We start from the raw sequence: 23,936 nt of genomic DNA, 5'->3' as shown, positions 1-23,936 counted from the left end.
TCTAAGCTTTGCCGCCCGGAGCGGCCGTTGCCGCCACGCGCACGCTTTGGCCGTCGGCGATCGCGTCGCCGGGGTTGTTGATCACGCGATCGGTCGCCGTGAGCCCCGTTGCGACCTCGACGTAGGTGCCGAAGTCGCGGCCGATGGTGACCTTGCGAAGCTGCACCTTGTCGTGGGCGTCCACCACCGCGACCGTGACGCCGTCCGGGCGAAACAGCAGCGCGCTCACGGGCAGTTCGAGCGCGGGCGTCGCCGTGGTGAGCGACAGATGCACCTGCGCATAGGCGCCGGGCATCAACGCGCCGTCGCGGTCATCAATATCGACTTCCACGCGCAACGTGCGGCTCACCGGGTCGATCACGTTCGAGCTGCGCGCGACGCTCGCCTCGAAGCGGCGGCCCGGATACTGTTGCGTCGTCACCGACACCGCTGTTCCGGCGCCGACGAGGCTAGCGTCGTCCTGGGGAGCGTCGACGTAGATGCGCAGCCGGTCGGTCTGGGCGATGTGGAACAGCTCGCCCGGCATCGTGGCGAGGCCGGGTGTGCCACCCGCCGTGACGAGCGCACCCACCTGCACGTTGCGCGCAGTGATCACGCCATCGAAGGGTGCCGTCACCTTCTGGTATGAAACGAGCTCCTGCAGCCGCGCCACGTTGGCCTGCGCCGCCTGCAACGTGGCGAGCTTGGCCGCGGCGTCGCTGGATTTTGCCTGCGCGTCCTGCTGCGAAACCGATTGCGTCTGCAGCATCGTTTGCCAGCGCTGTGCGGTGGTGCTCGCAAAGCGATAGTTCGCCTCGGCCGTCGCTTCGTCGGCACGCGCCTGCTGGAGTTGCGCGTCGAGTTCCGGCGTGTCGATCTGGGCGAGCGTCTGGCCGGCTTTGACGTGCGCGCCGATGTCCGTGTACCAGTGCTGGACGTAACCACTCGTGCGCGCGTAGACCGATGCGTCGGCCCAGGAAGTGACCGAGCCGGGCAGCAACAGGTCTTGCGTCGACGGCGCGCGCGTCGCGGTGACGGTCGACACCACCAGCTCACGTTGCGCTGCGACCTGATGCTTCTGCGCCGTGCGGGCTTCGAGGCGCGGCGCGATGCCGGCGGTGAGTAACACGCCGGCAACACAGGCGAGGCCGATGGCGATCGTGGTTCCCCGTGCGGCGAAACTGGCGCGGGCGGGGTGCTGTGCTTCGGCGTCGCGAGGCTCGGGCGGAAGTTGCGGATTCATATTCGGTCCTTATTCAACGAAGGTGGTAGCGCAGGCGCGTGCATCGTCGCTGGCGTCGCGCGTGGCGCGGCGCTTCGCGAGCCAGCTGTGCACCATGCCGAAGATCACCGGCACGAACACGAGCGTCGACAGCGTGCCGATGGCGAGGCCGCCGATCACTGCGCGCCCGAGCGGTGCGTTCTGCTCGCCGCCGTCACCGAGGCCGAGCGCCATCGGCAACATGCCGATCAGCATCGCGAGCGCCGTCATCAGCACCGGGCGAAAGCGATTGAAGCCCGCGTCCAGCGCGGCGGCGAGCGGCGCCATACCGGCGGCGAGCGACTCGCGCGCCGTATTGATGACGAGAATGCTGTTGGCCGTCGCGATGCCCATGCACAGGATCGTGCCTGTCAGCGCTGGCACGCTGAGCGTGGTTTGCGTGACGAACAACATCCACGCAATACCGGCCAGCGAGCCCGGCAGGCCGCTGACGATGATCAGCGGATCGAGCCACGACTGGAAGTTCACGACCATCAGCAGATAGACGAGCGCAATCGCGAACACGAGGCCCGCGGCGAGGCCGCTGAACGACGTGTTCATCGACTGCACCTGGCCGCGCACCACGATCGACGAGCCGGGCGGCAACTGCGTGCGCGCGGCATCGACGAGGCGGTTCACGTCCGAGGCGACGCCGCCGAGGTCGCGCCCTTGCGTTGACGCAAAGATGTCGAGCACGGGCTGCACGTTGTAGTGCGAGACGACGGCCTGCTGCGAACTTCGCGAGACGGTTCCCAGCAAGCCCAACTGGTTCTGCGGATTGACCGACGCCGATGGCGTGGTCAACGGAACATTGGCGAGTGTTTGCAGCGAATTGATGTCGTATTGCGGCACCTCCGCAATCAGCGGATAGCTGACGCCGTTGTTCGGATCGAGCCAGAAGTTTGGCGAGGTCTGCGAGCTGCCGGACAGCGCGATCAGCAGGTTCTGGGCAACGTCGTGCTGCGTGAGGCCGGCTTGCATGGCCTTGGTGCGATCGACGTTCACGTTGATCGTCGGCTCGTCGCCGGGCTGCTGGATGCGCGCATCGACGAGCCCGCGCACGCCGCGCATCTGATCGAGCAGGCGGTTGGCAACCTGCCGGTTCTGCGCGAGCTTGTTGCCGACGATCTGCACGTCGATCGGCGCGGGCAGGCCGAAGTTCAGGATCTGGCTCACGATGTCGGCGGGCAGGAACGCGAAGGTCACGCCCGGAAACGCGGTGTCGAGCACATTGCGCAGCTTCGCCACGTATTGCGCGGTGGGCTTGTGCTTCGGCTCGAGGGTGACGAGGATGTCCGAGTCTTCGGGGCCGATGGGGTCCGACGAATCGTAAGTGAGGTTGATGCCACTGACCGGCACGCCGATGTTATCGAGCACCGCGGCCTGTTCCGCTGGCGGAATGACGCTGCGGATTTTCGCTTCGACCTCATCGGTGATGCGGGCCGTTTCCTCGATGCGGGTGCCCGTGGGCGCGCGCACATGCAGGCGGATCTCGCCGGTATCGACTGCCGGGAAGAAATCGCGCCCGGTGAAAGGCAACAACGCGAGCGAGCCCACACAGAGCCCGAGCCATAGCACGACGAACCGCCAGCGCTGCGCGATGGCTGCCTGCAAGACCGCGCGATAGCGGCTGCGCATGGCCTCGAAGCGCTTTTCGAAGCCCGCCTGGAAGCGCGTCAACGCACCGCCTATGCCGCGCGCGGGTACGGTGTTCCGTGAGCGCGCACGCAGCAGATACATTGCGAGCGTGGGAATCAGCGTGCGCGAGAAGAAGTACGAGGCGCACATCGCGAACACCACGGCTTCGGCCAGCGGCACGAACAGATAACGCGCGACGCCGGAAAGCAGAAACATCGGCACGAACACGATGCAGATCGACAGCGTCGAGACGAAGGTCGGCACCGCGATCTCGCCTGAGCCGTTGAGGATCGCGTCGTGCAGCGGGGCACCGCGTTCGAGATGGTGCGTGATGTTCTCGATCGCGACCGTGGCGTCGTCGACGAGGATGCCGACGGCAAGCGCGAGGCCGCCGAGCGTCATGATGTTAATCGTTTCGCCGAGCGCCGCAAGCGCGATGAGCGAAGTGAGCACGGCAAGCGGAATCGTCACGGCAATGATGAGCGTGGCGCGCCAGCTGCCGAGAAACAGCAGGATCATCGCGGCGGTCAGGCCCGCCGCAATGAGCGCCTCGCGCACGACACCCGTGATCGCGGATTTGACGAACACCGACTGATCGCCGAGCGGCGCGATCTTCAACGCATGAGGCAGACCCGCCGCGATCTTCGGCAGCATGGCCTTGACCTGGCCGATGATCGTGAGCGTCGAGGCGCTGCCGGTTTTCTCCACGGTAAGAAGCGCCGCGCGCTTGCCGTCGGCGCGCACGATATTGGTTTGCGGCGCGTAACCGTCGATCACGTGTGCGACATCGCGCACGTACACCACACCGCCGTTGACGGTCTTGATTGGCAGATCGTTGAGCACGGCCACCGTTTGCGTGCTGCCATTCATTTCGACGTTGTACTCGCGCGAACCGATCTTCGCGGTGCCGCCTGGCAGGATCAGATTCTGCGCGTTCACCGCGTTGACGACGTCGATGGGCGCGAGCCCCTTCGCCTGAAGCGCCTTCGGGTCGAGTTGCACCATGATCTGCCGGATCTTGCCGCCATAGGGCAGCGGCACGGCCGCGCCTTGCACCGTCGCAAGCTGCGTTCGAATGAAGCTGTTGCCGAGATCGTAAAGCGTCTGCTCGGGCAAGGTCGTGCTCGACAGACCCAATTGCAGCACCGGCACCGTCGATGCGTTGTACGTGATGATGTTCGGCGGCAAGGTGCCCGGCGGCAGGATGCGCAGTATCGACGCGGCATTCGATGCCGCCTCGGCAATCGCGCGGTTGATGTCCGCGCCCGGATGAAAGAACACCTTCACGACGGCAACGCCGTTTAGCGACTGCGATTCGATGTGCTCGATGTCGTCTACGTCCGAAGTCAGCGCGCGCTCGTAGTTGGAGGTGATGCGATGAGCCATGTCTTCGGCCGAGAAGCCGTTATAGCTCCAGACGATGCTGACCACCGGGATGTTGATGTTCGGAAAGATGTCCGTGGGCGTGCGCATGATCGCGAGCGGGCCGACGATGAAAAGCAGCACGGCGAGGACGATGAACGTGTAGGGCCGCTTGAGAGCTAGTTTGACGATCCACATGACTTGTCCGGTTTGAGGCAGGAAGAGCCGCGCTCGACGCGGCGAGATGGACGCAAGTATCGGGATTGCGCGCTTACCCGTTGCTGACCTCGACATTACGGATTCGTCATCTATGGATGTGCCGCCCAGATAACGAACTCGTAATCAACAGGTCAGCTTTAGGTCAGCGCGGCGCGACCAGAATGCAGTCAACCTTCGCGACATCGCCGAGGGCGGCTGAAGCGGCATCGCTTCCGATGCGGCGGCCATTCATTAAGAGGTGAACATCATGAAAGCACTCGTTTCCGCAATGCTCGTTGCCTGCGCGCTGGCTGCACCGGTTGCGGCGTTCGCACAGACCGCCGAGGCACCGGTCACACACGCCCAGGTGGTGGCCGACCTGGTGCGTCTGGAGCAGGCGGGTTATCGGCCCGTGGCTTCGGATCCGAACTATCCCGCCGACATCCAGCATGCCGAGGCGATCGTCGCGCACCAGCAGGCTCAAGCGGCGCTGCCGGGAAGTGCCGCGGTGGGCGGCGTGTCGATGAACGGCAGTTCGGATTCCGGCGCGCCGGTGGTGGCGTACGCTGGCGAGCGTTCGATCTATGCAGGGCACTAACGGTGGGGGCGCGGCGCGTCTGGCTATGGGGCCAGCCGCCGCGGTCGTCATCGGTGGCAGAGGCACAGGACCAGAGCGGCGTGAAGCTGGACAGCCCCTCGTTCAATGTGTGGCAAATGCCTCCCGATCGACCGTGTGAGCGGCGCCAAGGCGGCTCATCGTAAGCATCACAATTGATGCACCCAGAACCGGGGCCGCCGCAGCGACGAAGATATGTGTGACGGGCAGTCCTGCGGCAACCAGGACGCCGACGGTTACGGGGCCGACCGCCCCCCCGAGGCGCCCGGCAGCCAGCGCCCAGCCAACGCCGGTTGAACGGATTGCGGTCGGATAGGTCATCGACGCAATGGCGATCAGGCCCGACGTGGCACCGCCGACAAACAGGCCCGTTAGCCCGGAGCAAGCCGAAACCAGTGCGGTGTTGGGTGCGCTGATGCCTGTGACGGCAAGAACGAGTGCGCCGAGCGCATAGATGACAGCGAGAAAACGGCAGGTGCCGAAGCGTTCCATTACCGCGCCGGCGATGGCTACGCCTAGCGTTCCCCCGATGTTGTTCCAGGCAAGGACGGTTGAAGCGGCTGCGACCGACATGGCTGTGCTGCGCAGCAGCGTGCTGGTCCAGGCCAGTGTAGCGATCAGCGCGAGGAAATTGAGGAAGAATGCGAGCCACAGCAGGGCCGTGAGCGACGCACGTCCATCAATGAATAGCTGCTTGACCGGCAGCCCTTTCTCTTGACGCTCGTGGGTGGCATAACGCTTCGGCTCAACGGTCCTCGAAGAGGGGGCGAGCCGCCCGACGATCCGCTCGATGCGATCGTGCTGCGCGCCGGACAGGATCAGCAGGCGCACCGATTCGGGCACGAAGATGCAGACCAGCACCGCGGCGGCTATCGGCACGATGCCGCTTAGATAGAACATTGCCTTCCAGCCGTATTGCGGAATCACGATGCTAGCTGCGAAGCCGGCAATGACGCCACCGGCTGGCATGGCGGCCCACAACAGCGAGGCTACCCGGCCACGATGGCGCTGCGCGACGTATTCTGTTGTCAAGCTGACAAGGCAGGGCGCCGCGCCCCCGAGTCCGACACCCGTTACGATGCGCAGCGCGAGTAGCGCGACGAACCCTGGTGCCGTGACCATGGCTAGCGACGCCAGGCCGAACAGACACGCGCAGGCGATCAGCACGGTCTTGCGACCGACGCGGTCGGCAACCGGACCGAGCAAAAGCGCACCGATCATGAAACCGAGTTCGGAGCCGGCGAAGACGGGACCGAGTTGACCGGGTGTGAGCTTCAGGTCGCTTGCCAGCAATGGCGCGCTCAGGCCCATGACCTGTACGTTGGCGCCGTCCATCAATGCGATCAGAAAACAGATCGCGAAGATCGACGCCTGGAAGAGGCCGAATGGGCGCTCATCGATGAGATCGTCTACGAGCACGGTTTTCATGCTTGTCTCCTTGATGTTATGTGATGTGTTCTATTCCGGATGGGCGCCTGTTTCATCAGCGCGAGCTTGCTGGGCACACGAAACGTGCGCTGCTACGGCGGCGCGAACTGACGTCGCGTGCCGCGCGACGGATTCCGGACGACTTATCTTGCTGGTCAGCCAGCCTCCCCATCTACACGTGCGAAGTGCGGAAAGAGCCGCAGGGCGTTCTCACGCGCGATACCTCGATGTTCTTCCGGGCTGAGGCCGCCGAGAGCGCGGAAATCCGCGATGTTGCGTGCGACGTTTGCCGCGGGCTGGAACGGAAAGTCAGTGCCGACCATGATTTGCGACAAGGGGGCGAGCGTGCGGAGCACGTCAAAGGTTGGCTGGTTGGCTGACATCGCGAGGTCGTAATACAGCCCCTTCAATTCCGTGATGACCTCGGCCGATGACTTGGGCGCCGGCTTCATAGCCGGCATCGGCGAGAGCAACGCGATTCGCTGTGCGATCGCCGGAAGCACACCGCCCGCGTGCGGCAGGATAAGCTTGAGATTCGCGCAGCGCTTTAACGTGTCCGAGAACACGATGTCAATTACTGTGCGTGCCGTGTCGCACGGGAACTCGAACAGTGGCGCAAAGCGTCCGAGTCCGACTGCCGAAAAACAGGCCGGCGCGGTCGGATGCAGAAAGATCGTTGCATGCCGTTCGTTGAGCCGGCCGAATATCGGTGCGAGCGCGGGGTCGCCGAGGTACTTGCCGTCGCTGTTAGTCTCGATGATCACGCCGTCGAGACCCAACTGGTCGAATGCATGGTCGATTTCGACCAGGGACTCGGCAACGTGCGGCAGCGGCAGCGTCATGAAGCCACCAAAGCGTCCCGGGTAGTCACGCCGGAATTGCGCAATGTCTTCGTTGATGGTGCGGGCAAGCCGCACGCGTGCTTCGCGCTCAGGGAGGAAGCTCACGCTTGGAGAGGAAACGGAAAGTATCATTGTGTCGATGCCGTTCTGCTCCATGATTGCGGTGGCCTTTTCCGGACTCTATGCAGGAATGGGGTATCCGCCGTCGAGCGTGGCGAGGCCGGCGTCGTCGAGCGCCTTGCGGTATGCCGCAGGCAGGCAGTGTGCGTGGACGTCGATGAGACCACACGTGCAGCGGTAAGCGGTGTTCATGATTGAATGGGCGTCGTGATGAGGTGTGCAATCAAGCTCGCTCGAGCTGGATCGGTGAAGGAAGCCAATCGTAACCATCGCCATTGCGGCGCAGATGCCCACGTCCGGGAAACGGAAAATGATATGAGAGCACCTGATGTTCTTGCTTCTCGATCCAGTCCAGAACCTTTATTCGGGTGGCTGCGGCAGTGGAACTGTCGTAGTCGAAAAGAAACGCCCATTCCGGCCGGCGAAGCAGCAGTACCTGGTGATGGCACAGGTCGCCCCAGCACACCAGCGTATGCCCCCCGCTTGCGATCTCATAGATCGTGTGGCCTGGGCTGTGTCCGGGCGTCGCGTGGGCGCGGATGCCGGGCACAATTTCCTGACCGTCCTCGACATACGTAATGAGCCCCCGATACGGTGTGAGGTTCTTGTGTGCGCCGTAGAAGTGGTCTTTCATATGCTCGGACATCGAATCGCGGATGTTGTCGAGATTCGTCCAGTAGTCGACGTCGGCCCGGCTAACTGCGATGCGTGCGTGCGGGAACAGCTTGCGGTCGTCGTCGTCGACGAGCCCCCAGCAGTGGTCCGGATGGGTATGCGTTAGGGCGACGATATCGATGTCTTCCGGCTCGATCCCTGCGGCACGCATGTTGATTATGGCGCGACCGGTATTGGGGCCGAACGTCTTGACGCCCAGAGCGGAGTTGATGCCCGCCCCAGTGTCAAACAGCACCAGATGGTCACCGGTGTTGACCAGCAGCACGTTCTGATCGAGTGCGATCGTCTCGGTCGGGAGAAAGGCCTGAAGCAGCAGATCGTCGATTTCATCGACGTCCGCTTTCGGAAAAGTGTCGCGCGGTGGGCCCAGGTGTAGCAGGCCGTCGGTGACGACCGTGCATTGAAAGCTGCCGAGATCGAAGCGGGTCCAGCCCGCCTGCAGAGCATGCGCGCGATCGTTCGTCGGGTGTATGGCCATGTGTCATCTCCTCAATGGATTGATTGCCGGCATGTAGGGCGTGCCGGGTTTGATGTCCCGCCCGCTCAGATCGGAAAACAGGGGGCCGTCGAGGCAACGGTGATCCACCGCAGTTCCGTGAACTCAGCGATGCCAGCGTTGCCGCCAAAGCGTCCGTAGCCGCTGCGGCCGGTGCCGCCGAACGGCATCTGCGGCTCATCGCTGACCGTCGCGCCGTTGATGTGGCAAATGCCTGAGCGAATCTGTTTCGTCACCGCGAAGGCACGTTCGATGCTGTTGCTGAATACCGCGGCGGACAGACCGAATTCCGTATCGTTGGCGATCTCGATCGCATGATCGTCGTCGGTCGCGCGCATGACGCAGACGACAGGGCCGAACGTTTCCTCGTGGTAGATCGACATGTCGTGCGTGACGCCGTCGAGCACCGTAGCCGGCATGAATACGCCTTTGGCCTTCCCGCCTGCGAGCAGCGTTGCGCCCTGCGCGAGCGCGTCGTCGATCAGTTCGTTGATTCGCAGTCCAGAGCCGGCGCTTGCGAGCGCGCCCAGGGGCGGTTGTCCCGCGCCCGGATCGCCCACGGTCAGACGCCTAGCCTTGTCGGCGAGGCGCGCCACGAAATCCTGCGCAATTCCGGGCGTAACGACAATGCGCTCGGTCGACATGCAGATCTGCCCTTGATTGAAAAACGCACCGAACGCGGCGGCGTCGACGGCGCGTTCGACATCTGCATCGTCTAGAACGATCAGCGGGGATTTGCCGCCCAGTTCAAGCAGCACGGGCTTGAGCACACGCGCCGCCTGCTCGGCGACCAATTGGCCGACTCGGGTCGAACCGGTGAAATTGATACGTCGCACGGCAGGATGCGCAATCAGTGTCCCGACCACCTCACCGGCCGCTTCCTGCGTATGCAGGATGACATTGACCTCGCCATTTCCAAGTCCGGCCTCGACGAGGACGTCCCCGATCAGCGCATGGGTCGCAGGACATACTTCCGACGCTTTCAGGATGACGGTGTTGCCGCAGGCGAGTGGCATCGCAATCGCCCGGGCGCCAAGTACGATCGGAGCGTTCCAGGGCGCGATGCCGAGCACGACTCCGGCAGGCTGCCGTACTGCAAACGACAGACGCCCCTCGTCTGACGGAACGACTTCGCCAGAGATCTGTGTCGTCATGCTCGCGGCCTCCTGGAGAATCGCGACCGCCGCAATGACGTTGTGCTCTGCCCAGATGCGCGTCGCACCGGTTTCGCTCTGCATTGTTTCGACGAACATGTCCTTCTTCTGCTTCATCAGTTCCGCGGCGCGCAGAAGAACCGCCCGTCTGATGGAGGGTCCGGTCTTGGACCAATCTGCAAATGCGGTTTGTGCGGCATCGGCTGCCCGCCGGGCGTCCTCGATGCCGGCGGAGGCGGCGCGGGTGACGACCTGGTTCGATTGGGGATTGGCGCGATCAAACGTCATGCCGGCTACGGCCGGTTGCCGGCATCCTGCGATGAGCAACTGAACAGCTCTCAAGAGGTGTCTCCGTTTTGTTAGGACTGGACTGCGTGAACTCGAATGTAGGAGAACAGGCATTGCTTCACTTGCCTGACAGTGCAATTTCGTTGCCGGTTCGCATGAGAGAGTCGTGCCGACACTGCACTCTCAGGCAAGACGCGTAGTCAGTAGGGGATTAGAGTCGGCTGGTCGGCACCGGACCTCAGGTGCCATCGAGATAAAATCAAGGAGACATGCATATGTCGCTGGAAGGCAAAACCGTCCTGATCACCGGGGCCGCTTCGGGCATCGGCGCCGCGTGCGCTGCGACTATCCGGGAGCAGGGTGCGTATGTAATCGCGGTCGACCGGAACGAGCCGCCCGAAGTTCTATTCGATCAGTTCATTCGAGCCGATCTTTCGCAAAACGATTCCATCGATTCCGTTGCAGGACAGATCGGCAGACGGTTGGATGCGCTGTGTAACATCGCTGGACTGCCGCCGACGAGAGGTCGTACACCCGTGTTGCAGGTGAATTTCATCGGGTTGCGCCAGTTGACGCTGAACTTGCTGCCAGTACTGAATGACCGCGCCTCGATCGTTAATCTGGCGTCGCTGACGGGCTTCGGCTGGGCCGATCAGATCGATCAGGTCCGCGCGCTACTCGCCGTCGATAGCCTGGAGGACGTCGATGCGTTCTGCGAACAGCATGGCGTCGACGACGCGCGCGCGTACTTTCTGTCGAAGGAGGCGCTGGTCGCATGGACTCTCCAGATGCGCTGGAAATGGCGTGATCGCGGCATCCGCATGAATTCGGTGAGCCCTGGGCCAGTGGAAACGCCAATTCATCAGGACTTTCTGCAGACGCTGGGCAAGCGTGCCGAGGAAGATATGCTGCTCGTCGAGCGTGCAGGGCGGCCCGACGACGTTGCGCCACTCGTGGCGTTCCTATGTGGGGACGGCAGCCGATGGTTGCGCGGTGTGAATATTCCGTGCGATGGCGGGATGGCCGCAAATATATTGTGTCAGTCGAGCGGTTTGCTCTGAGCAATGCCGTCCCGATAGTCGCGGGGCGTAACGTAGAAGGCTTCCTTGAAGGTTCGGCTGAAATGGCCGGGGCTCACGAAGCCCCATTTCATCGCCAGCCCTGTAATCGAGCATTCCTGCAGCGCAGGGTTCGCGAGATCACGACAGACATGCGTGAGCCTCAGCCGCAGGATATACCGGGCGAGGGTGTGGCTTCCGTTATCGAATACCGTGTGAAGGTAACGCTTCGAGCAGTTGAGGTCATGCGCAATCCTGTCCACAGATAGGTCGGGGTCCGACAGGTTCTGCTCGATGTATTCGATGATGCGGGCGCGTAGCATCCTCGGGTGAAGATGCCGTCTTGTTTCTGAAACCTGATCCTGCAGCGCGATCCTGATCTGTGAGGCAAGTTCTTGCTGAACAGTGACTGCTGATGCATCGGTAGCAAGCTCTGGCGAATGTTCGAGCGCCCGCAGACGATCAATGATGTACCGGGACAGCGTCAGGCCGGCACCGCTATGCGATGTCAGCGGATGAACCAGTGCGCAACGCTCGGTAAGCGTGAGATGCATCAATTCCTTTGGAATCGTCGCGATGGCTACCTGAATCGCATGAGGTGCGTTCATCAGGTAGGGGCGCGCGGTGTCATAGATCGCCCAGTGTCCGGGTGAAAGTCTCGCCCTTAGACCGTCCTGTTCGAATTCGGCGGTGCCCTCCAGCTGGATCGTAAGCTTGTACCTGCTGGCACTCACCTTGTTACCGGGCGTGTTCTCTACTCGGTGCCCCTGCGCCGCAAGCCGGCATAGCTGGATCTGGCCTACGTCGGCATATTCGATCTTGCCCGCAAATGCCTTGCCGAGCTCCGGGTAGGAATGCCCCCCGCCAAAACGTTCGCTGAAGCACTCACCAATCGCCCGCGACCATTCTGACGCTTGTCCCTCGGACGGGACTGTGGCCGTGCAGACTGTAGCGAAATGTTTCATGTTCGGTAGCTCTGCGAATAAGAGAATATGAACTACAAATCTATTTCATTATTATCAAACCAAGCGCTTCTTTGCATAAGCATTCGCCCTATATGGGGTTACGGATGCAAGGATATAGAGGTCGTCGGAAGCTGGGAGACGCTGCGCGTGGCGATACGGAAAACCGTGCATTTCGGAAAGACGACTCACGAGGGGACTGTCACGATCGTTGATGAGAATGGAATTGTGATGGCGGGGCGCTGCTAATTATCTCGACCGCCAATTGGGCCATCATGCTGTCTGTAATCCACGCCGAACAATGGGTGCTCGATGAGTTCAAAGAATCAGTCTCGCGTTCCGGTCGTCACCGCTGCAACTGATGGTGACGCGGCGAACGAGCGGCGCAATCGTCGCGTGATCCCGGCGCCAATTTGATGACCGATCGCAACGAGCGATGTAAAGACGAACCGGATCGACTGGCACGGTGGTGTAGACGCGTTCCGGTCCGTTTGCTGGCGATCATCTCCGTGCTTGGCATCGCTTCGTGCAGCGGCAAGCGTGAACCGGATGCAAACGGGAACATGACGATGAGACCATCCATTACATACTTGCACCTCCTGAAGCACACGCCGTTTTTTACCGCACTGACAAAGAGTCAACTGCAATGGGTCATTGATCACTCGCGCGAGTGGGAAGCGGACAGCGGGGCGGTCATCGCGAAATGCGAGGGTATGGCGGACCATGGCGCTCCGTACTGGATCCTGCTCGACGGAGGATGGCAGATTGAGTTCAAGGGCGAGACGTATCCGAGCGGTCACGCAGACCCGGGCAAGTGGTTCAGGGCAGCCAATGTGCCTGCAGATGGCTGCAGGCTTGTTACCAACGCCCGCAGTTACGTGATGCGAATCGAGTATCCTGACATGCAGTCAATGCTCGATCAGGAATTCGCATTTCGCCCTCACCTCGAAACAGGTGTTTCGTATTACAAGTCCATTTTTGGAAATTCTGATAAGGAACGCTGAAAGGTCGAAGGGCCTATCAGCGGGCTGACAATCTCCCGCTCGTACTTGAGGCCATGTGGCGGCTTCCGACATATGCGATTCAGAACCGGCAGGGCGTGCTGATCATCGGTCTTGACGCGCGAGGAACCGCGCTTGGATGGGCCGACGTCTGCGCGAGCGCCATCTCCAGTTCGTGGGTTTTCGTCTCGATCTCTTTCGCGCGATCTTTCGTGACGCCGCATAGCTCTGTTCGCGCTTTAACTGTTCGATCTCAGCCTCGCGCTCATGAATCTCGATGGGACGCGAGGTCGTCGACAGATGTACGCGCGCGGCGGCCTGATCAATCAAATCGATGGCCTTGTCGGGCAAAAACCGACCGCTGATATAGCGATCTGACAACTCGGCCGCCGCGACAAGCGCCATATCCTGAATCGTGACCTTGTGATGCGCTTCCAACCGGTCGCGTAGTCCACGCAAGATGTTCACCGTCTGGTCGACACTCGGCTCGGGCACCAGAACAGGCTGGAAGCGCCGCTCCAGTGCGGCATCCTTCTCAATGTACTTCTGGTATTCCGCGAGCGTCGTCGCGCCGATCAGATTCAGTTCCCCGCGGGCCATCGCGGGCTTGAAGGTGTTCGCTATGTCGAGCCCGCCTTCGTTGCCAACTTGTCCCGCGCCGACAATCGTGTGCACTTCGCCGATGAAAATCAACAGGTCGTCGCGGTTAGCAACGATTTCGGCCATAATCTGTTTGACACGCTCTTCGAATTCGCCGCGATACTTCGCTCCCGCGACGAGGGAAAGTAGTCCTCGAGCAAAACGAATAAAAGCCAGTGGAGACGGAAGTTGCCCTCCACGTCCCCTTTGGCTGCTCGCTCAAGCATCTTCTCTGCCCAGATTTTTCTTACTTCTAATTTCGGGATTGGCACATCGTCAGGTCCTGCGTCAAAGAGCGCCTTCACACCATCAAGAACCTTGTCGCCAAGTCCGTTCTGCTGAAAAAGTACTCGCCCGCCGATGATCCTGATCCAACTGCGATCCGCTTCGTCATTCGATGTGTGTACGAATAGAACGAGGAACAGACCATTTCATCGCGACGCGACGTGCTGGCGGTCATCGGTGTTCCGAAAGGCAATTTCATTTTCAACCGGCACATGTTGGTGATGTCACGATGGTCGCGGATTTTGGCGGCGATGCGGACGACGGACTGTGGTCGACTAGCGCCCGATGGCCGAGTGCGGCGATCACATCGGGTCCGCAGTCCATACAAACGGTATGACACGACCGGAGGCCGTCTCGTGGATTTTCGACCGCGGACATTGAATCAATATGTCGCCGGCCGATTTGTTGACGAACAATTTCTGATTACACTACTTCACCGTGCTTTCAATGGAGGACGACGTGACGAGGGTTCACATCGATGTACTACCGCGTGAAATTTTAACGGCACGCCTGAACCTTGTACCGGCATGTGAGCAATTCACGCATGAGTTGCACGAATACTCCATTGAAAATCGCGCTCACCTGCAGCCTTGGGATCCGCTTAGAGCCGAAAGTTTCTTTGAAAAAAAATCAGTTCGCCGACGGCTGTTCATGATGGCGCACAACAACAACTCGGGAGTCGCAGTGCATCTACTCCTATTTTCGCTTGAAACCGGCGAAATAGTCGGTGAATGCAACTTCACCAACATCGTGCGTGGCCCGTTTCAGGCATGTCATCTTGGGTTTTCGCTTGCCAAACGGTTTGAGGGACAAGGTTTGATGCGCGAAGCATTGACCTCTGCGATCACCTATATCTTTGACGAAATCGGCTTGCACAGAATAATGGCGAATTTTAGACCTGAAAATGTTCGTAGCGAACAACTATTGAAGCGGCTAGGGTTTGAGCGTGAAGGCTTGGCTCGTTCCTATCTGAGGATCAATGGGGTATGGGTCGACCACGTTCTCACATCGCTCATCAACCACATTCGAGAACGTTGAACCAGTCTGGCAGCTTTCGCTTCTACCTTTCTATCTTCGCGGACTTAAAGCTGGCGGCGCCGTCGGAAGGGCGGAAATAAGTTGAGCCTACCGGAAACGGGCCCAACGGATCTTCATCGTCAGCGATCCATTTCGTCACGTCCGGGCCGCAGTCGCCGGTCGCCGGCTCAGGCGCACGGGATATCCAACGAGGTCCGAATCCGCTTTCCCATCTCGAACGCGCGAATCTCGTAGCCCAATTCTCGGTACAGATTGACCGCCTGTTCGTTAAACTCCCAGACGGCTAGTCTGATATCGGTGGCACCCTGCTTCCGCGCCCACTCTTCTGCGAGTTTAATAAGAGAGCTGCCGACCCCGCGTCCTCTGATTTGTTCTAAAACTGCGACGGAACCGATGCGACCGACGACCATCGGCTGCAATAGCGGGCTTATCGGCTTCACCACCTGTATCGTAATGAAACCGACGGCGTTGCTGCCAAACTCGGCAAGAAACGTCGCTCGATCTTCTCCTTGGAGGCTGGCGAGCCAGTGCTGCTCGTCTCGGCCGAATTCTGTGGTGGCATCTGCGTAGATGTCGGGGCGTGCCAAGTGGTGGCTCGCATTCAAAATTTGACCCAATTCGCAGATTGTCAGAACGTCTTCGATTGTCGCGCGTCGATAGCTTATCGGATAGGTCATCGTCAGCCCTGATGAGGGAAATTTTCGGGGGCGGTCGCCTCAGTGCGACCCCACAAGCGACGTGCGGACCGCCGGTAAGAAGACCGATACGCGATAGGGTCAGGCGCTCCACGCTGCATTTTGCAAGACGAGCCGATAGCCGTCAGGATCCTCGAATGTTCGACCCGACACGTCCCAGTAAGGATTGAACGACTTTACGCAAACAAATCCATTTTCGACAAGGCGATCACACATCGCCCTCCACACTTGTCGATCCGGTATGTAAAACACCAGCAAGTCCTCACTCGTTGGGCGAGGCATCACAGGATGTTCGCTGCAATGGGTAAACTCAAAATGATAGTCCGTGCTGGGACTTCCAAGCATCACCCCGTCGAATTCCTGATGATCCTGAAATCTGGCGAGCACGGCCAGACCAAGCGCTGAGCAATACATGCGTTCAGTACGGGCAAGATCGGAAACGGGCCGAGCGACTCTGAGATGCATCTTCATCGAATGGAATCGTGGAGCTTGTTGAAAACGTATCAAACATCGGTTTGCAACACAAAGCCGAGCGACGTCTGTGCCGAAGAATGTCGATCTGAAGGCCGAACCGCTTACACCTGGTTTGTGACTGGCCGGCGTGGAATTCGGTAAACGCAGGATGTGTACTTTGGCGTCACGCGGCTTTCCACGATGACGCCGCCTAACGATTCGGCAATGTGCCGGCTCGAGCGGTTCTCTTCTGCGACCGGATAGGTGAAGCTTGCACAGCCAATGGTTCGCGTTGCCCATTGCGCAACGGCAGTTACGGCCTCGCGGCCGAAGCCATTTCGATGACGATCTTCACGAATCCATATGCCGAGTTCCGGGCTCTCCATGCGTACGCGGTGCAGTCCGGCCAACCCAAGAAAACTCCCGTCTGCGCGGTGCCGTATCGCGAATACATAGTCTGACCCGTCGTCTATCGACGGTATCCACGATTGCCAGACCTCGTCGAAGTCTTGCCGGGATGCCGGCGTCTCCCAGGCCATGTGACGGGTGAGCGAAGGGGTGATGCATGCGAACGTGGCATCGGCGTCGCTGGCCGTGAACGGTTTAATCAGGAGCCGGGTTGATTCAATCTGGATTTCTGTCGGCCGCTGCAGCATCTCAGGCTTCCGTCGAGGTTTGTTCATATGTCGACGAATTAGAAACATGCATCGACTGGTTGAATCCGCCGACAGGGCCGCTCTGGGATAATGCTCAGCGCACGCAGCATGCACCGATGTTTTACGGATATCCCACGCGTCGAACGCGTCATCGCGATTCGCTTTTCGTATCGTCAGCACGCAACGCTCCTTGATTCGAGCGGCCACAACGGCACGTCGGCAACGTCACCGAGAACGGAAACACGTACTCTGTCATGCATGCAATCATTCCTATTTGCGCCAACGCAATTCGGAGCGGCATAAAAGACGCGGCCCCGTCATGATTCGCGGGGCCGTTGGAAAAAGCTGTGTACAGTGTATGGACGTCGCGATCCCCACGCCTCGCCACTGGCGGTCATGGTGCACAGGATGAAATTGAGCGCGTCGGAGTTCATTGAAGCATGTTGCCTTTCGAAGAAAATGTCGTCAATGTCGATTTGCAACTGATCAACAACCCGCGGGGCGTCGTGAATCTCTGCAACTAGCCGGTCAGCGTCCCCTCGCTGACGGGCCATCATCCTACTGCTCAGTCTGTTCTGCCATTTCAGGGGCGTCGTCTACCTCGATGCCGAGGCAGCGGACCGTACTTTCCAGTTTGTGTGGCCACGCAGTAACTGCACAGCCCGGAAGTTCCTGCTGCGACGATAGATCGTAAGCGGTCTTTTGACGACGTCTCTCGGAGGCCAGGCGCAGCCGGGGAGTGCTTATGCCATGAGCGCGGCATAGTCGTCGGCGTCTTTCGACGAGCGAGTAAAGATCAGCACTGGCTTGCGCCCCGGCAACGGTGTCGGCGAACAACCATGACTTCCGGTCAACAACGACTGGAGTGATCATGAGCGATGCCGTTGCATAGCTCGTTCATTCACTTTGTTAAGGGCTCTTACGCTAGCCACTTCAATTCCTCAACGACAAGCTATGCAGGATCCCGCTCCTGTTTTTTTTGGGCGAAGCTCCATTCCACTAAACTTGTCCATGCCGGCGGTGTTCGCACCATGACTCTAAGCCTCCGTTTGGCTCGAACGGAGGGTGCTAGCCATCTAAATGCCAGAACTAGCAAGAAGGGCTGACTAGAGGCAGTAATCTAAAGCGACGTTCTGTGCATAGAGAACGCCATGACATTTTTGGTGCGAAATCCCCAATGCGATGCATTTAGGGGAATTGTGTATAAGGTCGTTGCGCCAAGGCGGCGAATTTCCGAAAGCCGGAACTTTACATTTTCTCGGCCAACGTTTTTATATCGGTTGCCGCCCGTCGACGCTAGTCATTTGATAAACAAAGCAATCTTCATCAGCGGTGGCGCAATGCCGCTTTACCTTTCACAGTCCGAGCGACGCGCTGAAGTGAAACGAGTGCAAGCACCAATACGGCGCATTGGCGTAGCGTGGCCTAAAGGAAAAAAATTTTGCTGTCGTCAAACAAATTTTGACACTGTTTTTTTACTGATATCTTTGGTTACAGATATGAAACGTGATGACAGAAAAAGCAACGCCCCTCCATTGATGGGCAGCAAGATAAGAGCGCTGCGCAAGCGACTCGAGCGTACCTTGGACGAAACTGCAACGGCGGCCGGAATCTCGAAGCCGTTCCTTTCCCAGGTCGAGCGGGGGCAGGCGACACCGTCCATTTCGTCATTGGCCGGTATTGCGCAAGCGCTTGGAGTAACAATGCAGTACTTCGTCGAAACGCCGACCGAGGCGAAGTCCGTGCGCCGCGCAGCCGAAGGGCAGTACTTCAGCTTTGCCGACTCGGCGAATCGGTTTGCTCGCCTCACCAATGCAGCGGTCGGCAGGCAGCTTGACGCGATTCTCGTCCGAATGCCTGCCGGTCAGCCGCCGTCGGAAGTGACGACACATGCTGGAGAGGAGTTTCTCTATGTACTCAGCGGTCGGGTTTCGCTGAGCCTGGAGGGTCGTACCTTTATGCTTGATCCGGGTGACAGCGCGCACTTCGAGTCGACGGTCCCACACGGCTGGGCCAATGCGGCTACCGAAGAAACCGTGATTGTCTGGGTAGGTTCGCCGAGATTGTTTTAACCATTGTTGGTTTTGCCGCATTCGCGGCGCATCTTCGTTTCATACATTCGATTCTCCTAAGTGTATGAATATGTGTGAATACAAAAGGATCCATCGTATCCGTGCGAACGATGGCTGGGGATTCGCTTTGCCTGAAACTTCTTGTGACAAGAATCAGGACATTTTGTCATCCTCGTTGATCACCGAAATGGATAAGGGATGACTTTGGCGTTCGCATAGTCGGTGGTGGGCGGAGGTCATGAAGTAACGGGGCGGTCTCGGACGGGTACCGCTCGGGGGAAAGTGCCAAAGGTGTTCTCTGGCATGTCGATTTGGGTCAATGACACACGAAGGGAAAAATGAAACTCACGGCTTTGGGATCTACCATAAGGAAAATAGTGTGGGCAGAGATTGCGCTGACGGCTGCGCTTGGAACCACGGCGTTTGCACAGGTTCAATCGCCGAGCACCGCAGCGGCGAAAACTGACACGGCCTCTGCTCAACCCGATGGGCAAGACGCGAATGCGGCGGGGGCCGCACCGACCATAACATCGGGCGCCGCGGCGGGAACGACGTCGGTGAAGCAGTTGCAGAAGTTCGAGGTGACGGGTTCTCTGATCCGCAGCGCAGACAAACAAGGCCGCACTGAGGTTCAAGTCATCACCGCGAAAGAAATTCAGCAAAGCGGCTACACAACCGTGGCCGACTTCCTGCGCGGCACAGCGGTCAACTCCGCAAGCAGCTGGTCGCAATCGACGGCTTCGAGCTCGGCCCCGGGCGGTGCAGGCCTCGCACTGCGCGGCCTCAGCGAAAAGTACACGCTCGTGCTCGTCGACGGGCAGCGCGTGGCCAACTACGCGCAGGCCGTCAACTTCACCGACACGTTCTTCGACATCAACACGATCCCGATGAACATCGTGGACCGCATTGAAATCGTGAAGACGGGCGCTGTGTCTGTGTATGGTTCCGACGCGATCGCGGGTGTCGTGAACATCATCACGAAGAAGAACTTCGAGGGCTTGCAGCTCGACGCCATGCTCGGCAAGGCGCAGCATCCCGGCAATGCCGAGGGCAGCTTCAGCGTTTTAGGCGGTGTCGGCAACCTGGCTTCCGACCGCTGGAACATCACGGCGGCCGCCAGCTACTATCGTGACAGCGGTTCGACGCTCGCCGACCGTGACATGACGAAAAACCAGGACTTTACGCAGTTTCCGGGCGGCAACGCGGCGCCGTTGGGTCCGAACCAGCAGTCGTACTGGCAACTCGCGGACGGCACCCATCAGGCGCTCAGCCCCTGTCCGCCGGGCAGCAACGCGACGGCGACGGGTGGCCAGTCGTGTACTTACAACGTTGCGAACACCACGTCGCTCATTCCGGCGACGACGCGGCTGAACGCGAAGGTGCGCGCCACATTCAAGATCGACGACACCACGCAAGCCTATGCAGGTTTCTGGGCGAGCCGCAATGAAACCGTGCAGTTAAACGGTCCGGCGTCGCTCAGCAGCACGACGAACGTGTTCGACCCGTCGACGGGTACGGTCTCGCCTGTCCCGCGCACCGTCTCGGCTTCGAACCCGTTCAACCCGTACGGCGTTCCGACGCTGATCAACCTGACGTTCCCGAACAACACACGAGTCACCGATACAACCTCGACGTTCCTGATGGCCAACACAGGCATCAAAGGTTCGTTCGACACGGCGAAGTTCGGCAACTGGGATTGGTCGGCAGAGTACGGCCATTCGCAAAGTACCGTCGCAAGCACCTTCGGGAACACGCTCAATGTGGCGGGCCTCGAGAACATGCTCGCGAACGGTACCTATAACTTCTCGAACCCGGGCTCGACGCCGAATGGTCTGAACGGCGTGTTCCAGGACGACAACCAGCTGTCGATCACGAAGCTCGACCAGGTGCTGGCGAAGGCCTCGACGACCAACCTCTTCACGCTGCCGGCCGGCGGCGTGGGTCTGGGTGTCGGCAGTGAGTTCCGTCACGAGTCGACCGTCATCAACTCGCAGACCTATGCGACGCAAGGCATCACGGCACCCGCCAACGTCCAGACCGTGGACGGCGAGCGCAATGTCGCGGCCGCCTTCTATCAGATCGACATTCCGATCATCCGCAACCTGACGTTCACGCAGTCGGGCCGTTACGACCACTACAGCGATTTCGGCGGCGCCTTCTCGCCGAGCTTCGCGCTCCGCTTCCAGCCGGTTCGCATGCTGACGGCGTACGCATCGTACGGCCGGGGATTCCGCGCGCCGACGGCGGTCGAGAACTCGCAATCGGTTTATCTGGGCCACCAGAACCTCGTGGACCCGAACGATCCGAGCGGTACGCCCACGAAGCATTTCACGACGGAGCAGACGACCGGCAATCCGAACCTGCAGCCTGAGCACACGAAGAACTACAACATCGGCTTTACGCTCTCGCCGGACGCGACGACGGACTTCGGCGCGGCCTTCTACAAGGTGCACATCGACAGCGTCATCGGCACGCCGGATCCGAACGCGATTCTGCAGGCGAACGATCCGAATTTCGTCGTGCGTAACTCCGACGGCACCATTCGCTACATCAAAATGCCGTTCCAGAACCTGGGCTCGCTCGATACGGACGGCTTCGACCTCGATTTCCGCAAGAGCGTGGGCACGAAGTACGGCACGTTCACGCTGTCCGGAGACTGGGCCTACGTCTGGCACTTCAAGCTGAAGGGCGGCGGCGAGACTCAAGACTTCGCGGGCAACAACCTGGCGCTGCTGCAGCCGTTCGGCGCGAGCAACCCGCGCTGGAAGGGCAATACGAGCCTGAGCTGGGATTACCGCCAACTGACCACCACGCTCACGTGGCAGTACACGGGCCCCTACACGAACGCGGTTGCGGCCGAGTTCGGCGATGGCGGCACGCTGTCGGTTGCCTCGTACAGCCAGTTCAACCTCGTGGCCACCTATCGCGGCTTCAAGCACTGGACCGTTTATGGCGGTATCCAGAACCTGTTCGACAGGAAGCCGCCGTTCGACGTCGAATGGCAGTCGACTCCTGACATCACGGGTTACGACCAATCGCTGTACACGAACCTGGGCCGCTTCTTCCAGGTGGGTGCGACTTATCGTTTCTGATCGCGGCAGGCCGGCGCCCGACCGTGCGACGCACGGTGATGCGCCGGCCCGCGAGTAATGGCAGTGGCAAGTAATCCCTTGTGAACAGCCTCATCCGCCGTTCGAGTCGCGACAGCGCCTCGAACATGGAACAGGCGAATCACGCTGCGAGGATCGAAGGTATGAAAGTAGAAGCACGTGTGACTCCGACATCATCCGTGAACGCGGGCGGGGTCGCGAGGCCCGGGCGCCCGCGCGCATTCGGGCGCAAGCAGCAAAATCCGGCTCGCCGCTTCGGCGGCATTGCTGTCGTCATCGTCCTGCACATCGTGCTGGTCTATGCGCTGCTCAACGGCCTCGCGACGAAGGTCGTACAAGTCATTCAGCATCCCATCGAAACGAAGATCATCGAGCCGGTCAAGCCGCCGCCTCCGCCGCCGCTGCCCGAGGTGAAGCTGCCGCCGCCGAAGTTTGCGCCGCCACCGCCGCCCTTTGTGCCGCCGCCCGAAGTGCCGGTTCAAGCGCCGCCGCAGCCAACGATTGCGCACACCACCACACCGGTGCAGTCGGCGCCCGTGACGGCACCACCCGCACCGCCTGCGCCGCCCGTCAAGGCTGCTGCGCCGGTGCGCACCGAAGTCGGTGTCGTCTGCCCGAATTCCGATCAGATCCGCAGCTCGATCGCCTATCCGAAGGAAGCGCAGGAGAACGGCGATACCGGCGATGTGGTGATCGAATTCACCGTCGATCCCGAAGGACATCTTGGCAACGTTCATGTGGCCAAGTCGTCGGAACACGACAGTCTGGACGAGGCGGCATACAAGGCCGTCAAGCGGTTCAACTGCATCGCGCAAGGCCAGGCCGTACGCGTGCAAGTGCCTTTTTCGTTCAACCTGAATTGATTCGAGACATAGCAATCCGCGCCCGCTGCGCCCGCGGTGCAGGCAACGACAGCCTGCACCGACGGTTTAACCCAATTTCTTAGGTTCAACGATTGAACTGGAGCTCAACATGAATAAGCGTTCCGTCGCCACCCTGGCAACCAGCCTCCTGATCGCCGCCGCCGCGGTGAATATTCTCGTGGCACCTGAACTCGCGCATGCTCAAGCAAGTGTGGCCGCCTCCGCCGCGCCCGCCGTAGCAGCACCGCAGATGAACGCGTCCGCCACCGCAGCCGACGAGCCGGCGCCGCCGCCCGCCCCGGCGGCGACGCAGTCCGTCGAGAACCCCTACGGTCTCGGCGCGCTGTGGAAGAACGGCGACTTCGTCGCGCGCTTTGTGCTGCTCCTGCTGGTCATCATGTCGATGGGCAGCTGGTACATCATGGTCACGAAGTTCTTCGAGCAGTTTCGCGCCAATCGCCGCGCGAAGCATGCCGACGAGCAATTGTGGAGCGCGCCGTCGCTCACCGAAGGTACCCAGCAGCTTGATGAGTCATCGCCGTTCCGCTTCATCGCAGAGACGGCGATCGAGGCAGGCCAGCATCACGATGAGGCACTGCTCGAAGCCGTCGACCGCAATACATGGATCGACGTCTCGGTGGAGCGTGCGATCACGAACGTGTCGAACCGTATGCAAGACGGTCTCGCGTTCCTCGCGACAGTCGGCTCGACGGCCCCTTTCATCGGTCTGTTCGGCACCGTCTGGGGCATCTATCACGCGCTGACCGCGATCGGCATCGCGGGTCAGGCCTCGATCGACAAGGTGGCCGGCCCCGTCGGTGAAGCGCTGATCATGACGGCTATCGGTCTTGGCGTCGCGGTGCCGGCCGTGCTCGGCTACAACTTCCTCGTTCGCCGCAACAAGTCGGTGATGGAGCGCGTCCGTGCCTTCGGCGCTCAACTCCATGCCGTGCTGCTCGCCGGCAGCAAGCGTTCGGCCCGTCCTGTCGCGGTGCGTTCCGCCGCGACCGCCCCGTAACCGGCAGTCTGAAGCCTGAGCGAGGTCCA

18 protein-coding genes and 3 pseudogenes are annotated in these 23,936 nt (G+C 60.5%); 8 read left to right on the top strand and 13 right to left on the bottom strand.

The features are described 5' to 3' along the window. Position 1 precedes the first annotated feature (1 nt). Together AB3X89_RS05005 and AB3X89_RS05000 are read right to left on the bottom strand one after the other, a co-directional pair. A complete protein-coding gene (locus AB3X89_RS05005; protein ID WP_368582135.1) occupies positions 2-1,222 on the bottom strand; it encodes an efflux RND transporter periplasmic adaptor subunit in 1,221 nt (406 codons plus the stop codon). A 9-nt stretch (positions 1,223-1,231) separates the two neighbouring features. Then, the gene (locus AB3X89_RS05000; protein WP_368582134.1) at positions 1,232-4,438 is read right to left on the bottom strand and encodes an efflux RND transporter permease subunit; all 3,207 of its coding nucleotides are present in this window, start codon (positions 4,436-4,438) and stop codon (positions 1,232-1,234) included. A gap of 268 nt (positions 4,439-4,706) precedes the next feature. On the opposite strand from AB3X89_RS05000, the gene AB3X89_RS04995 reads away from it, so the two are divergent. Next, entirely contained in the window at positions 4,707-5,036 is a 330-nt protein-coding gene (locus tag AB3X89_RS04995; RefSeq protein ID WP_368582132.1) for a DUF4148 domain-containing protein, read from the top strand. Between the two features lie 102 nt (positions 5,037-5,138). Here AB3X89_RS04995 and AB3X89_RS04990 read toward each other — a convergent pair whose 3' ends face one another. The 4 genes from AB3X89_RS04990 to AB3X89_RS04975 all read right to left on the bottom strand — a co-directional run bounded on the left by AB3X89_RS04990 (position 5,139) and on the right by AB3X89_RS04975 (position 10,111). Continuing rightward, entirely contained in the window at positions 5,139-6,482 is a 1,344-nt protein-coding gene (locus AB3X89_RS04990) for an MFS transporter (RefSeq protein WP_368582130.1), read from the bottom strand. A 155-nt stretch (positions 6,483-6,637) separates the two neighbouring features. Continuing rightward, the gene (locus AB3X89_RS04985; protein WP_368582129.1) at positions 6,638-7,480 is read right to left on the bottom strand and encodes an amidohydrolase family protein; all 843 of its coding nucleotides are present in this window, start codon (positions 7,478-7,480) and stop codon (positions 6,638-6,640) included. A 187-nt stretch (positions 7,481-7,667) separates the two neighbouring features. Continuing rightward, positions 7,668-8,597: an MBL fold metallo-hydrolase gene (locus tag AB3X89_RS04980; protein WP_368582128.1), complete on the bottom strand. Its 930-nt coding sequence runs from the start codon at positions 8,595-8,597 to the stop codon at positions 7,668-7,670. A 65-nt stretch (positions 8,598-8,662) separates the two neighbouring features. Further along, complete coding sequence (locus AB3X89_RS04975) at positions 8,663-10,111, bottom strand: aldehyde dehydrogenase (protein WP_368582225.1); 1,449 nt, start codon at positions 10,109-10,111, stop codon at positions 8,663-8,665. A gap of 221 nt (positions 10,112-10,332) precedes the next feature. On the opposite strand from AB3X89_RS04975, the gene AB3X89_RS04970 reads away from it, so the two are divergent. Then, a complete protein-coding gene (locus AB3X89_RS04970) occupies positions 10,333-11,118 on the top strand; it encodes a coniferyl-alcohol dehydrogenase (RefSeq protein WP_368582126.1) in 786 nt (261 codons plus the stop codon). Here the strand turns inward: AB3X89_RS04970 and AB3X89_RS04965 are convergent. Continuing rightward, positions 11,097-12,080, bottom strand: a complete 984-nt coding sequence (locus AB3X89_RS04965; RefSeq protein WP_368582125.1) for a helix-turn-helix domain-containing protein — start codon at positions 12,078-12,080, stop codon at positions 11,097-11,099. The two genes, AB3X89_RS04970 and AB3X89_RS04965, sit on opposite strands and share 22 nt — an antisense overlap. 413 nt (positions 12,081-12,493) lie before the next feature. Here AB3X89_RS04965 and AB3X89_RS04960 point away from each other — a divergent pair, with 413 nt between their 5' ends. Then, complete coding sequence (locus AB3X89_RS04960; protein ID WP_368582124.1) at positions 12,494-13,081, top strand: hypothetical protein; 588 nt, start codon at positions 12,494-12,496, stop codon at positions 13,079-13,081. A gap of 102 nt (positions 13,082-13,183) precedes the next feature. Here the strand turns inward: AB3X89_RS04960 and AB3X89_RS04955 are convergent. After that, positions 13,184-13,867: pseudogene (locus AB3X89_RS04955) on the bottom strand (AAA family ATPase); the annotation flags it as partial. Positions 13,868-14,461: 594 nt separating this feature from the next. Here AB3X89_RS04955 and AB3X89_RS04950 point away from each other — a divergent pair. Continuing rightward, on the top strand, positions 14,462-15,040 hold the full coding sequence (locus AB3X89_RS04950) for a GNAT family N-acetyltransferase (protein WP_368582123.1): 579 nt from the start codon (positions 14,462-14,464) through the stop codon (positions 15,038-15,040). Positions 15,041-15,207: 167 nt separating this feature from the next. Here the strand turns inward: AB3X89_RS04950 and AB3X89_RS04945 are convergent, their stop codons facing one another. The 5 genes and pseudogenes from AB3X89_RS04945 to AB3X89_RS04925 form a co-directional block, all read right to left on the bottom strand. Continuing rightward, positions 15,208-15,717 (bottom strand): GNAT family N-acetyltransferase, encoded by a 510-nt coding sequence (locus AB3X89_RS04945; RefSeq protein WP_368582122.1) that lies wholly within the window; start codon positions 15,715-15,717, stop codon positions 15,208-15,210. A gap of 99 nt (positions 15,718-15,816) precedes the next feature. Continuing rightward, the gene (locus AB3X89_RS04940) at positions 15,817-16,206 is read right to left on the bottom strand and encodes a VOC family protein (RefSeq protein WP_368582121.1); all 390 of its coding nucleotides are present in this window, start codon (positions 16,204-16,206) and stop codon (positions 15,817-15,819) included. A gap of 104 nt (positions 16,207-16,310) precedes the next feature. Beyond that, positions 16,311-16,844: a GNAT family N-acetyltransferase gene (locus tag AB3X89_RS04935; RefSeq protein ID WP_368582224.1), complete on the bottom strand. Its 534-nt coding sequence runs from the start codon at positions 16,842-16,844 to the stop codon at positions 16,311-16,313. 66 nt (positions 16,845-16,910) lie between these two features. Then, a pseudogene (locus AB3X89_RS04930) lies at positions 16,911-17,024 on the bottom strand (GNAT family N-acetyltransferase); the annotation flags it as partial. A 378-nt stretch (positions 17,025-17,402) separates the two neighbouring features. Further along, positions 17,403-17,714: pseudogene (locus tag AB3X89_RS04925) on the bottom strand (hypothetical protein); the annotation flags it as partial. A gap of 629 nt (positions 17,715-18,343) precedes the next feature. Here AB3X89_RS04925 and AB3X89_RS04920 point away from each other — a divergent pair. The 4 genes from AB3X89_RS04920 (at position 18,344) to AB3X89_RS04905 (ending at position 23,907) form a co-directional block, all read left to right on the top strand. After that, on the top strand, positions 18,344-18,916 hold the full coding sequence (locus AB3X89_RS04920) for a helix-turn-helix domain-containing protein (RefSeq protein WP_368582223.1): 573 nt from the start codon (positions 18,344-18,346) through the stop codon (positions 18,914-18,916). 338 nt (positions 18,917-19,254) lie between these two features. After that, positions 19,255-22,008, top strand: a complete 2,754-nt coding sequence (locus tag AB3X89_RS04915; RefSeq protein ID WP_368582120.1) for a TonB-dependent receptor plug domain-containing protein — start codon at positions 19,255-19,257, stop codon at positions 22,006-22,008. A 161-nt stretch (positions 22,009-22,169) separates the two neighbouring features. Further along, positions 22,170-22,889, top strand: coding sequence for an energy transducer TonB (locus AB3X89_RS04910; protein ID WP_368582119.1), 720 nt, complete (start codon positions 22,170-22,172; stop codon positions 22,887-22,889). A 109-nt stretch (positions 22,890-22,998) separates the two neighbouring features. Further along, complete coding sequence (locus tag AB3X89_RS04905; protein ID WP_368582118.1) at positions 22,999-23,907, top strand: MotA/TolQ/ExbB proton channel family protein; 909 nt, start codon at positions 22,999-23,001, stop codon at positions 23,905-23,907. The last annotated feature ends 29 nt before the right edge of the window (positions 23,908-23,936 follow it).

It is taken from the genome of Paraburkholderia sp. BR14320 (assembly GCF_040948665.1).
Taxonomy (GTDB): domain Bacteria; phylum Pseudomonadota; class Gammaproteobacteria; order Burkholderiales; family Burkholderiaceae; genus Paraburkholderia; species Paraburkholderia youngii.
Note: the sequence above shows the minus strand (reverse complement) of the source record. Positions and strands in the feature narration are given on the sequence as shown.

Excerpts from the sequence above, each read along its gene's own strand:
- AB3X89_RS04985 (WP_368582129.1), bottom strand. The coding sequence starts at position 7,480 with ATGGAGCAGAACGGCATCGACACAATGATACTTTCCGTTTCCTCTCCA.
- AB3X89_RS04980 (WP_368582128.1), bottom strand. The coding sequence starts at position 8,597 with ATGGCCATACACCCGACGAACGATCGCGCGCATGCTCTGCAGGCGGGC.
- AB3X89_RS04965 (WP_368582125.1), bottom strand. The coding sequence starts at position 12,080 with ATGAAACATTTCGCTACAGTCTGCACGGCCACAGTCCCGTCCGAGGGA.
- AB3X89_RS04905 (WP_368582118.1), top strand. The coding sequence starts at position 22,999 with ATGAATAAGCGTTCCGTCGCCACCCTGGCAACCAGCCTCCTGATCGCC.
- AB3X89_RS04940 (WP_368582121.1), bottom strand. The coding sequence starts at position 16,206 with ATGAAGATGCATCTCAGAGTCGCTCGGCCCGTTTCCGATCTTGCCCGT.
- AB3X89_RS05000 (WP_368582134.1), bottom strand. The coding sequence starts at position 4,438 with ATGTGGATCGTCAAACTAGCTCTCAAGCGGCCCTACACGTTCATCGTC.
- AB3X89_RS04910 (WP_368582119.1), top strand. The coding sequence starts at position 22,170 with ATGAAAGTAGAAGCACGTGTGACTCCGACATCATCCGTGAACGCGGGC.
- AB3X89_RS04990 (WP_368582130.1), bottom strand. The coding sequence starts at position 6,482 with ATGAAAACCGTGCTCGTAGACGATCTCATCGATGAGCGCCCATTCGGC.
- AB3X89_RS04995 (WP_368582132.1), top strand. The coding sequence starts at position 4,707 with ATGAAAGCACTCGTTTCCGCAATGCTCGTTGCCTGCGCGCTGGCTGCA.
- AB3X89_RS04920 (WP_368582223.1), top strand. The coding sequence starts at position 18,344 with ATGAAACGTGATGACAGAAAAAGCAACGCCCCTCCATTGATGGGCAGC.
- AB3X89_RS04935 (WP_368582224.1), bottom strand. The coding sequence starts at position 16,844 with ATGCTGCAGCGGCCGACAGAAATCCAGATTGAATCAACCCGGCTCCTG.
- AB3X89_RS05005 (WP_368582135.1), bottom strand. The coding sequence starts at position 1,222 with ATGAATCCGCAACTTCCGCCCGAGCCTCGCGACGCCGAAGCACAGCAC.
- AB3X89_RS04970 (WP_368582126.1), top strand. The coding sequence starts at position 10,333 with ATGTCGCTGGAAGGCAAAACCGTCCTGATCACCGGGGCCGCTTCGGGC.
- AB3X89_RS04915 (WP_368582120.1), top strand. The coding sequence starts at position 19,255 with ATGAAACTCACGGCTTTGGGATCTACCATAAGGAAAATAGTGTGGGCA.
- AB3X89_RS04960 (WP_368582124.1), top strand. The coding sequence starts at position 12,494 with ATGACCGATCGCAACGAGCGATGTAAAGACGAACCGGATCGACTGGCA.
- AB3X89_RS04945 (WP_368582122.1), bottom strand. The coding sequence starts at position 15,717 with ATGACCTATCCGATAAGCTATCGACGCGCGACAATCGAAGACGTTCTG.